7 protein-coding genes are annotated in these 11,295 nt (G+C 42.2%); 4 read left to right on the plus strand and 3 right to left on the minus strand.

All coding sequences use genetic code 11. The features are described from left to right. The first annotated feature begins 1 nt into the window (after position 1). The 3 genes from ACK8HY_RS18220 to ACK8HY_RS18230 all read left to right on the plus strand — a co-directional run bounded on the left by ACK8HY_RS18220 (position 2) and on the right by ACK8HY_RS18230 (position 4,312). A complete protein-coding gene (locus ACK8HY_RS18220; RefSeq protein ID WP_416134408.1) occupies positions 2-1,582 on the plus strand; it encodes a SusD/RagB family nutrient-binding outer membrane lipoprotein in 1,581 nt (526 codons plus the stop codon). A gap of 75 nt (positions 1,583-1,657) precedes the next feature. After that, positions 1,658-3,094, plus strand: coding sequence for an alpha-L-fucosidase (locus ACK8HY_RS18225; protein WP_416134409.1), 1,437 nt, complete (start codon positions 1,658-1,660; stop codon positions 3,092-3,094). 183 nt (positions 3,095-3,277) lie between these two features. Continuing rightward, positions 3,278-4,312, plus strand: a complete 1,035-nt coding sequence (locus ACK8HY_RS18230; protein ID WP_416134410.1) for a sialidase family protein — start codon at positions 3,278-3,280, stop codon at positions 4,310-4,312. A 48-nt stretch (positions 4,313-4,360) separates the two neighbouring features. Here ACK8HY_RS18230 and ACK8HY_RS18235 read toward each other — a convergent pair whose 3' ends face one another. After that, the gene (locus tag ACK8HY_RS18235) at positions 4,361-6,724 is read right to left on the minus strand and encodes a glycoside hydrolase family 3 N-terminal domain-containing protein (RefSeq protein ID WP_416134411.1); all 2,364 of its coding nucleotides are present in this window, start codon (positions 6,722-6,724) and stop codon (positions 4,361-4,363) included. A gap of 382 nt (positions 6,725-7,106) precedes the next feature. Beyond that, the gene (locus tag ACK8HY_RS18240) at positions 7,107-7,604 is read right to left on the minus strand and encodes a hypothetical protein (protein ID WP_416134412.1); all 498 of its coding nucleotides are present in this window, start codon (positions 7,602-7,604) and stop codon (positions 7,107-7,109) included. A 412-nt stretch (positions 7,605-8,016) separates the two neighbouring features. Between ACK8HY_RS18240 and ACK8HY_RS18245 the strand changes: the two genes are divergently transcribed. Continuing rightward, on the plus strand, positions 8,017-10,407 hold the full coding sequence (locus ACK8HY_RS18245; protein ID WP_416134413.1) for a TonB-dependent receptor: 2,391 nt from the start codon (positions 8,017-8,019) through the stop codon (positions 10,405-10,407). 98 nt (positions 10,408-10,505) lie between these two features. Here the strand turns inward: ACK8HY_RS18245 and ACK8HY_RS18250 are convergent, their stop codons facing one another. Continuing rightward, on the minus strand, positions 10,506-11,198 hold the full coding sequence (locus ACK8HY_RS18250; RefSeq protein ID WP_416134414.1) for an outer membrane beta-barrel protein: 693 nt from the start codon (positions 11,196-11,198) through the stop codon (positions 10,506-10,508). Positions 11,199-11,295: the final 97 nt, after the last annotated feature.

An 11,295-nucleotide genomic window follows, 5' to 3' on the forward strand; every position in this document is an offset into this window, starting at 1 on the left:
TATGAAAATTAATAAATACTTTGTGATAGCGGGACTATGCACTGCTTCACTTTCGACAACAATATCTTGCAAAAAGACTTCTTTTGATGAGTTATACAGGGATCCATCGAAAGTAACGGAAACTACAATCGATAAACAATTCACTGGAATACTATTTACTTATCGTGAGCTAGTCATTCCCACATACCGCAACTATTTTGTAACACTTGCTCCAACTATCCATCGTCATATTCAGACAGTGGGTTGGCAGAATGCAGATGAGCAATTAACCCCCGGTGCTGCGGCAATAGATGACCGTTGGGAAAGATATTATCAGGGACTGGCTCAATTTAGAGAGTTTGAAAAAATATATAATGCTGCTCCGGAATCGGAAAAAAATGATAAAAAAATATTTTATCTGGCGGCAAAAATTTTCTTCTACGACATGACTCAACAACAAGTTGATCTGCATGGGGATATTCCTTGGAGCGAGGCTGGTAAATTGAGTACAAATGGAGGTGATTATACAATTTCGTATCCTAAATACGATAAAGCCACTGACATTTATACAACCATGTTAGATGATCTAAAAGCTATAAACAGTGAACTTACAAATATTAAAGTAGCACCCGGTATTTTAACGGGATTCCAAAATCAGGATTTGGTTAATTCGGGATCGATAGATTTATGGAAAAAGTATTGCAATTCATTGCGTCTCCGCATGTTAACCAGGGTTGGGCAAACGCAAGCTTTTTCTGCAAGAGCTAACCAAGAAATTGCGGACATCATAGCAAATGCTCCATTGGTACTTGATAACAAAGATAATATCCAAGTGGACATCTTTGACGTCGCTACGGATATTAATTCAAAAGGATTTAGGGATGCTATTGAGAGTTGGAATAACAATATTGCTGGTAAGGTTATGATTGACGATATGGTAGCTAAAGCAGACCCTAGATTACCTTATATGTTCGAGCCCGGTCCCGGTGCCGGTGGCAAATACATGGGATTAGATCCTGCCTTGGCTTCCGCGGCACAAGCCGAATTACTGATTAACACAACACAAAATCCTAGTAAAGTAACGACCTATAATCGTTCAACGTATTCTAGAAATCAATTTTTTCCTGGAGTGCTTATTACAGCTTCAGAAGTTAAATTTTTAATTGCAGAATTTAAATTGCGTTCGGGCAGTGATGCAGCCGCAAAAACCGCCTTTGAAGAGGGTATTAAAGCTTCAATTGGAATGCAACAAAATATACGCAAAGTAAGTAACAATAATGAAGTTGCTGCGCCTACCGCCCCTACCGGAGAACAAATAAGTAAATACATTTCAAATGTGGGTTGGGAAGGCAATAAGCTACAGCTTATTGCAATGCAAAAATGGTTACATTTTAACATCATTCAATCTGTGGAGAACTGGTCTGAAGTAAGACGGTTGAATTATCCAATATTCGCATTCCGTGTTGCTCCATCCGACAGACAAAAAACTGTACCGCTAAGATGGACAATAGGGACATCAGAATTATCTAATAATAGTACAAATTACGAGGCTGTCAAGGCTCAGGATAATGTCAATACCAAAATTTTCTGGGACGTTAACTAAACCAGATTCTACATCTACCAAACAGAAAGCCACTCTCGGGTGGCTTTCTTATTATCATTTTTATTATATTTATACATGCAAAAACTGACAACCATTATAGCAACCGCACTGCTGGCAACAACCTCTACATTGGTCTTTGGACAGGCACATAATGTATCGGGCGGCTATCAAAAACCTACCGATCCGCAGGTGATCGAAAACCTCGAACAATGGCAGGACATGAAATTCGGTCTCTTCATGCACTGGGGTACTTACAGTCAATGGGGGATTGTGGAAAGCTGGAGTATCTGTCCCGAAGATGAAGGCTGGACACAACGCAAACCCGAGCATGGTAAAACCTATTTTGAATACCTTAAGAATTACGAGAATTTACAGACAACATTCAACCCCACTGATTTTAATCCTCAAAAATGGGCGGATGCAGCCAAAGCAGCCGGAATGAAATATGTGGTCTTTACAACCAAACACCACGATGGCTTTGCAATGTTCGATACCAAGGAATCGGATTATAAGATTACCTCTACCAAAACACCCTTCTCCTCCAATCCAAAGGCAAACGTAACCAAAGAAATCTTCAATACATTTCGAAATGACGGTTTCAAGATCGGAGCTTATTTCTCCAAACCGGATTGGCACTCCGAATATTATTGGTGGCCTTACTTTCCACCAAAGGACAGAAATGTAAATTATGACCCCAAAAAATACCCTGAGCGTTGGCAGAAATTTAAAGATTTCACCTACAACCAGATCAATGAACTGACTTCGGAGTACGGAAAGGTGGATATTCTATGGTTGGATGGTGGACAGGTACGTCCTTTAGAAACTGTAGACAAATCTGTAGATTGGCAACGGACAATCAAAATGGACCAAAATATCGATATGGACCGTATTGGTGGGATGGCCAGAAAAAATCAACCGGGTATCATTGTTGTTGACCGCACTGTTCCAGGCAACTGGGAAAATTACGTCACTCCGGAACAGGCTATCCCCGAACATCCCTTGGATATCCCATGGGAAAGCTGTATCACGATGGGAGACTCCTTTAGCTATGTGCCCAATGACAACTACAAACCCACAAAGAAAATCGTCGAAACTCTCGTCAAGATTATTTCCCGTGGTGGCAACTATTTGCTTAATATAGCTCCTGGCCCTAAAGGTGATTATGACCAAGCCGCTTATGACCGGTTAAACGAACTATCTGCTTGGATGAAAATCAATCAGAATGCGGTCTATGCCACTCGTACCATCGCCCCATACCATCAGGGTGATTACTATTACACCAGAAGTAAAGACAGCAAGATCGTCAATGTATTCCACCTTTCGAATGGAGACGCTTATCAACAGCCAAATGAATACGTCTTTCAGGTACCCGACAATTTTAAGGTGAAAAAAATTACCATTCTCGGCCACAAAGGCCGCTTGGACTGGTCACAACACGACAACCAGATTACCTTGAGAAGTCCGGCTACAAGATTCAATTATGCAACCGCAATTCAATTGCTAAGCAAATAATAAAAAAAGCAGCTGACATAGGGTCAGCTGCTTTTTTCTGATTGCTGAAGCAGTGACCTATCCAGTAATTTGCCCGTATTTTTATTAATAACAGCTGCATTAAAAATACAAAACAGCCAGGATTCCAGCCTAAAAAAATATCCATTCAATTTCCGTCCGTTAGTTAGCGGCAATCAAAGCCTAATGAAACAAATAATCTTATTTTTAACAGTATTACTCTTTACATGTTATTCATGCAAAACCTATAAACCGCAAATAGTCTCATCCCAACAGATTTTTCAGGAAGGGCATGTAGATTTTAAGCAATGCCATGCTTCCACCATCCAATCCCTCGGTAAAGATAGTCTCCTAGCTTGCTGGTTCGGTGGTACACACGAATCCAATCCTGACGTGGTGATTTGGAGCTCCCGTTACGCAAACGGAAGATGGGATGCACCGGTTCAAGTTGCAGATGGCGTGTTGGAACATAAACGCTATCCGACCTGGAATCCCGTGCTCTACCAGTATCCGAATAGCGATTCTCTGTGTCTATTCTATAAAATTGGTCCTAATCCGCGCGAATGGAAAGGTTATGTCAAATACTCACTCGATAAAGGTCGTCATTGGTCTGCATCGCAGGCATTACCAGATGCTATTTTGGGACCGATCAAAAACAAACCATTGACATTGCCTAATGGTACTATACTGTCTCCTTCCAGCACCGAATCAAAAGAAGAAATCTGGAAAGCACATATAGAAATCAGTCGCGATCAGGGTAAAACCTGGGCTATTTCTAAAGTTCGACCAGATACAACGGTTCAAGTCATTCAGCCAAGTATACTACAACACCGGGACGGCCGCCTTCAGGTGCTCTGTCGCAGTAAAGAAAATAAAGTAATGAGTGCTTTTTCCGCTGACCAAGGTAAAAGCTGGGGGGAATGGCAAGCGACAAACCTGCTCAATCCCAATTCTGCAACCGACGCCATCCATTTAAATAACGGTCTATTTATGATCGTATACAATCCGGCCATCGCTGGCAACGACTGGTGGGAAGGACGCACAAAACTGCATGTCGCCATATCAAAGGATGGCTTACAGTGGAAAGATGTCCTCACCCTTGAAGATGGGATAAAGAACGATGAGTATTCTTATCCGACAATTATTCAGGACACAAACGGTCTTATCCATATCACCTATACCTGGAATAGAAAGAATATTAAACACATTGTCCTTAAATAATAAAAGGGGAGCTAGTAAAACTAGCTCCCCTTTTATTATCAAGTCATTTTAATAATCCCTCTTTAGCTCCATCTCCCCTTTCAACCGGATATCGTCGGAAGATGTCCCCACCAGCAACTTAAATTTCCCCTTCTCTGTTTTCCACGCATGATCCACATTCCATAATCTAAGGTCTTCTTTGCTCAGCTGAAACGTGTACCGCTCTTTCTTTCCTGCAGCGATCGCTTTACGTTCGAACTGTTTTAACTGCATTACCGGCGTTACTACCGAACTCACCTCATCGACAACATATAATTGTGCCACTTCATCACCGGCCAGACTTCCTTTATTTTCTACATCAAAAGATACCGTACAGACAAAATCATCTGCACCTTCAGTCAGCCCCACCTGTAGATTGCTGTAATCAAATTTACTATAGCTTAATCCATAACCAAAAGCATATAGCGGTTTAGCGGACATCTCCACATAATCATGATGCTTCGGCTTTGTATGATTATAGTGTACCGGAAGCTGACCAACCGAACGTGGTACCGAAATCGGCAGCCTACCGGCTGGATTATAATCGCCAAACAGCACATCTGCGATTGCCAATCCTCCTTCCTGCCCCGGATACCAGGCATTCACGATAGCCGGGATATGTTCTGCTGCCCAATTCAGATTGAGCGGTCTGCCCATTATCGTCACCAGCACGACTGGTTTTCCGGTTGCCTGGATCGCTTTCATCAGTTTTAATTGATCGCCCATCATATCCAATGAAACGCGATCAAATCCTTCCCCGCTTTCCATGTCACTGACGGTATTGGGGTCAACATTGGCAGCTCCTGTTGCTTGGTAGGAAGTTTTGAAATCCCGCGCACTAGAGCCTCCAAGGATCAACACCACGACATCGGCTTGCTGTGCAGCAGCCACCGCAGCCGGAATATCGGATTGCGTCGTATCACGGATCGCACAACCTTTCACATAATCAACTTGGGTGCCTTTACTCACAGCTGCCTGAATTCCGGTCAATACGGTCTGTACTTTGCCATCGGCCTGTGGCGCGGTATAATCACCCAATTGATTATAACCGTTGTCGGCATTCGGTCCAATAACCGCGATCCGTTTCAATGATTTGCTTAAGGGTAATATATTTTGCTCGTTTTTCAGCAAGATAATAGATTCCTTCGCAACCGCTCTCGCCACAGCCTTATTTTCAGCTGTCGCAACTTTTTGGGCAACCTGTTTCTCGTCCACGTAGGGCTGGTCGAATAGTCCAAGATTAAACTTCATCCGTAATACACGGGCTACCGCGGTATCCAATACTGCGGGTTCCACTAAACCTTGCTGTACAGCTTTCAAAAGATTCGGGCCATACCCCGATCCGCTCAAGTCAACATCCAATCCCGCATGTATACTTTGCGAAGCGGCTTCCTCCGCTGTGGCAGCTGTCGCATGCCCCCCATTGAGTCCAGAGATACTTAATAAATCGGATACCACAAATCCCTTAAAACCCCAATCTTTACGAAGGATATCCTTTAGCAACCAGGGATTGGACGAGCAGGGAACTCCATCAATACTATTATATGCCGTCATCACCGAGCCCGCACCGGATTTTACAGCTTTTTCGAAAGGTGGTAAAAAATACTGTCTGAGACTCCTTTCACCAAATGATACCGATTCACCATTGTGCCCTCCATCTGGCGCCGCATAAGCGACAAAATGTTTTAACGTACCAATAATTTTATCCCGTTGCCCAAGTTTCTCACCCTGAAAACCACGGATCATTGCAGCTCCCATCTGCCCCGTTAGGTAAGGATCCTCGCCATACGTTTCCTCTGTTCGCGACCATCGAGGGTCTCGCGCAAGATCCAGAACTGGGCCATAGCCATTTTTTCCACCTACAGCATATGTTTCCTGTGCGATTGTTGAGGCCATACGCTGAATCAAAACAGGATTCCAGGTACTCGCCTGACCTATAGCCGTCGGGAATACCGTCGCACCAATCGCCATATGTCCATGTGGTGCTTCCTCGGATAGCAGCAATGGGATTCCCAAGCGGGTACTATCCAACATGTACCGTTGAATGGCGTTAGTTGCACGTGCAGCTTCTACAGGACTAAGCCCGTTCAGCAGTGTTTTTTGCGTCCAGGGATCGGCGCGTAGCGTTGCCCATAGCAATCCAATATGCTGCTCTTTTGCGGCTTTCCTTAATTTGTCACTCACTCCTACCTGTTTACCTTTCTTCGCGTACATATCCCACCCAAGCAATTTGCTCAGCTGCCCCACCTTTTCTTCTACAGTCATCCGACCCAAAAGATCTTGCACCCGTCGTTCTGTTCCAAGCTTACTATCCTTATAAGGGAATTTTTGTGCTTGGAGCTGAGGATAAAGTAAAGTGGACATCGCCGTCAAAAGTAGTATTCGGAGTTTCATAAGTTTAAAATTACCGGAGTTATGCAACCGGTTTCCAAAGGACTAAAATAAGGATTTACAGCTAATAATCAAGATAATTTTTCTGTTATAGAAATTTCAGTAATAGAATCAGAGAACTAATCAAAATTAAATTCATGCAGTAATTAACGATGATTTTTAATATGAATCTTTAACAATATAGTGAATATGGTTAAGAAAGTAGTAGCACACATGCATAATTACGAGGCCACTGATGATGTTAGAAATTGAGCAATGAATTAAAAAGATTACTAACTGTTCATAAAGATGTACAATTCATTGCATGTAAAAAGAGATCATCTATCATTAAATAAAAAAGAGACGGCAAGCCGTCTCTCCATTCATGTGTTATAGGAATGCTACTTTATTTATTTTCTTTACTTTTTCCCTTAAAATAATATGCCTTGGGAATAACGAGAGCAACAGGGTTATTATTTCGATAGGTTAAGACCAAATAATCTCCGTCCACAAGGACACCATAGCTTTCGTACTGATCGCTATCAGCAAATTTAATGCTTTTTTTCTCCTTGTCATAAGTAAAAGACCGCTCCAACTTTCCATCTAAAATAGACTGCTCAAAGGTTGGTTTATTGGATTCACAAAGCTCATTTCCACGCTCCAGCTTTAATTTTTGAAAATCACTGCCAAAAGAAAACGAATAAATGTTGTCCCTTTCACAATCTTCCGGTTTATAATGGTATAGCTCGTCTTTCGCATCACCATTCGCGAATGTAGGAACCCAATCATAGACCTCTAATTGTTTTTTCACATCGTCCGGTGCTATTTTTTCCGGACTAATGGTATCCTTACTGCAGCCGCAAAACAAAATCAACACTAAAATTCCGCTAAATAATTTATTCATATTGGTTCTTATTTAGTTTTAATTTTATAACGTTTGAATATAGTTGGCTGCTACAGTGCATAGATACTTTTTAACCAAAGAGATAAAAAACTATTGTTTTCCCCAATAACTCCTACCGCAAACAATCCGCAGACAGCGCGTACAACTAAATGGAGTATTATAGATCCTTAAGAAATACGCAATAACTACTGGTCTTTATCAAAAAAAATGTCTCGTTAATACATAATAAAAAAAATGTTAACAACCATGTTAATTAACTGACTATCAAAATACATTTTGTTGATAACATTTTACCACTGATGTTTCTGAAAAACCAACACTCTTCAAAAAAAAGAGTCACTTCAAAAAAAATCATGCTGTTCGCCAAGGGTAAAATAAAAGTTAGCTGTCATAGAGATAAAGCTTAATCAATATGAAACTAACATCCATCGTAATAATTGCACTGGCCGCCCCAACCACACAGTCATTTGCGCAGGTACAAGATTCGACGAAGACAAATCGACAGGTGGTGACCGAGACCGTCAAAGGCACTGTCCTGGACAAAAATACAAGGCTACCGCTGATCGGTGCCACCATCATACTTTCTTCCAATGGCGGAACAAAAACTGTTAGCACGGATCAACAGGGCGTATTTAAGCTTCAACAAGTTCCAGTAGGACGCCAGGTCCTACAGGTGCGGATGGCGGGATATAGGCAGGAAGAATTATCGGAGCTGCTCATTACCTCTGGGCGTGAGAATATACTTAACATTGAAATGGAGCCGCAGGCGAATACGCTGAACGAAGCGGTGGTCTATGCCAATACAGGAAAGCAGCCCTTAAATCAAATGGCGATGACCAGTGGCCGCTCCTTTTCACCTGAGGAGACCAACCGTTATGCCGGCGCTTTCTTTGACCCGGCAAGAATGGCACAGAGCTTTCCCGGCGCCGTGGCAGGTGGTGACGATAATGAGATAATTGTACGTGGAAATTCTCCAAAAAGCTTACAATGGCGATTGGAAGGCATTGAAATTGTCAATCCCAATCACTTCGGGGCCGAAGGTGCCGCTGGTGGCGGGATCAGCATGCTCAATACGATGGTTTTGGGAAAATCTGATTTCTATACGGGTGGATTGGCCGCTGAATACAACAATGCGATATCGGGGGTATTTGACCTTAGATTTAGAAGGGGAAATACCGATAAACGCGAATACACATTCAATGTCGGGGTGCTGGGGGTAGGTGCAACCTTAGAAGGCCCTTTCAAAAAGGGAAGTGATGCATCCTATTTGATCAGCTACCGATACTCCTCATTGAGCCTATTGGAAAAAATCGGTGTAAAAGTCTCAGATACCGGTATCCCGAAATATCAGGATCTCTCCTTCAATTTTGTATTTCCAACCAAAAAAGCCGGAACATTTTCGCTATTTGGGATCGGCGGTCTGGGGACAGTCAAAGAAACTGCCAAACGCGATTTCCAAAAATGGGAAGAGCGAACAGATGCGCAGGACATGAACCTGGGATTTAACGCCGGTAGTGCCGGACTAAAACATCAATATATCGCCAACGATCGATTGTATTTCACCAATATTATCTCTGCCTCGATCAGCCGCAATTCCAATAAAACTGATACCCTGACACAGGATTACGTAGCCAGTCTATATCACAAGGATAAATTTACAAATACGGCAATCCGCTATGCCGGTAGTCTCAATTACAGAGCAAGCAGCAGCAATACCATCCGCGCAGGTATCAACGCCAGCTTACTGCGCTATGATCTCTATGCCCTGACCTATGACACTGAACTTGCGGCATTAAAAGAACGGATCAATGAAAACGGCAGCACCAGTACCTACGATGCTTTTGCACAGCTCAAAACTGAATTATCCGATCGCCTGACCCTAAACACGGGTATACACGCCAACTATTTTGCCTTAAGCAAAAGTTGGACTGCAGAACCGCGTCTAGGCTTGAACTGGAAAATCGCGTCGGACCAAACCATATCTTTTGGTACCGGGCTGTACAATCGTCTAGAACCACTCAGCTATTATTTTGCAAAGAGTGGAAACGGTCAAAACACAACAGCTCCTACTGCGCTATCACCCACCAAATCTGCTCAGGCTGTCATTGGCTATGAAAAAAATCTAAACCGTACGCTGAGATTCAAAACCGAAGCCTATTATCAACATTTATATAATGTTCCGGTTTCCTCAGATCCAGAAATGAATTTCTCCCTGCTCAACGTATCGGATATTTCGGCTATCGGCACATCCACTTATCGCCAACTGATCAATAAAGGAACAGGCAAAAACTATGGGATCGAGTTAACGCTTGAAAAATCACTTAGCAAAGGTTATTATTTTATGGCCACCACTTCGGTATTTGATTCTAAATTCAAAGCACTTAATGGCAAGGAATATAATACCACATTTAACACCCGCTATGTTGCCAATCTGTTATTAGGAAAGGAATGGACGGTCGGGAAAAATAAAAATAACCTATTTGGTATGAATGCCAAACTGATCTATGCCGGCGGCAGAAAATACTCGCCAGTGCTGGAAGAAGAATCTTTGCGACTGGATGAGGAAATCATCGATCAGAGCCGGATCAATACCTTAACTGCTGATCCCTATATCCGATTGGATTTTTCATCCAGTTATCGGATCAATCGTAAAAAAGTGAGTCATCTCATTATCCTGGATATTCAAAACCTCCTCAACAGGGAGAATACAGTCGGGATGCATTACAATTTCAGCAAACGTATTATCGAACCGCAAAAATGGACCGGTATTATCCCAACCATCAATTATCGGATTGAGTTCTAAACGAAGGCTAGAAAGCCCTGTGATATAAATAGCTTGTTTCCTAAAATCAATTTAGGAAACAAGCTATTCATTTACCAGCTTAGCTGTTAACACTGTTTTTAAAACCTGTACCCCACAGATACTCCAAAAGAACGATTTCTTAGTGATCCCTCAGGTTTATAATCGCCCCATTTTGATTCCAGGTTAGCAATCCCTTTTTGAAACTCCATGCCAAAAAGATAATGTCGCCTGAATAGATAGTTTACCTTGGCCCGAACACCGTAGTCAAATGATTTTCCAAGGATATAATCCCCGTAATCAGCTATGCTCGCATCATTTTGAAACTTAATATCACCTTTCTGACCAATACCAATATCATCCATATAGACCTCTTCCGAGGTTTTCCATTTTCCCCCTAATCCATAGCCGATATAGGGCCCAAGTCCAAATTGCAATTGATCGTTACCGACTGTTGAATTAAAAACAAAATCAACAGGCAGCTCCAGATAGGAAGTATTAGCTTTAAAATTCTCGCCCCAGCCTATGGTTTCACCTTCATTTCGTTCAAAGCCACGTCTGGCAAATACGAATGCTGGCTCAATAGCGAAATGCTCGCTCATTCTTATCGTCGGACCTATTCCCAAATACAGACCTCCGACCGATTCAGTATTGGCTTTATTCCCATCTTTATTTTTTGCATCAACATTCGAGAAATTCAGGCCTGCTTTCACATTCCATTTTGTCTGTGCATGGACGAGAAAGCTCCCCACCGACAGGCATAATAACAACGACAGTTTTTTGATAGTTATCATAAAAGAAATAGGTTTATATAATCCTTATTATTAACGATAAACAGATGTAAACCGCTACTGTTGATTATCAATTTAAGGAATAAATACGATTTTACCA

Source organism: Sphingobacterium sp. NGMCC 1.201703 (genome assembly GCF_047784615.1).
In the GTDB taxonomy this organism is placed as follows: domain Bacteria; phylum Bacteroidota; class Bacteroidia; order Sphingobacteriales; family Sphingobacteriaceae; genus Sphingobacterium.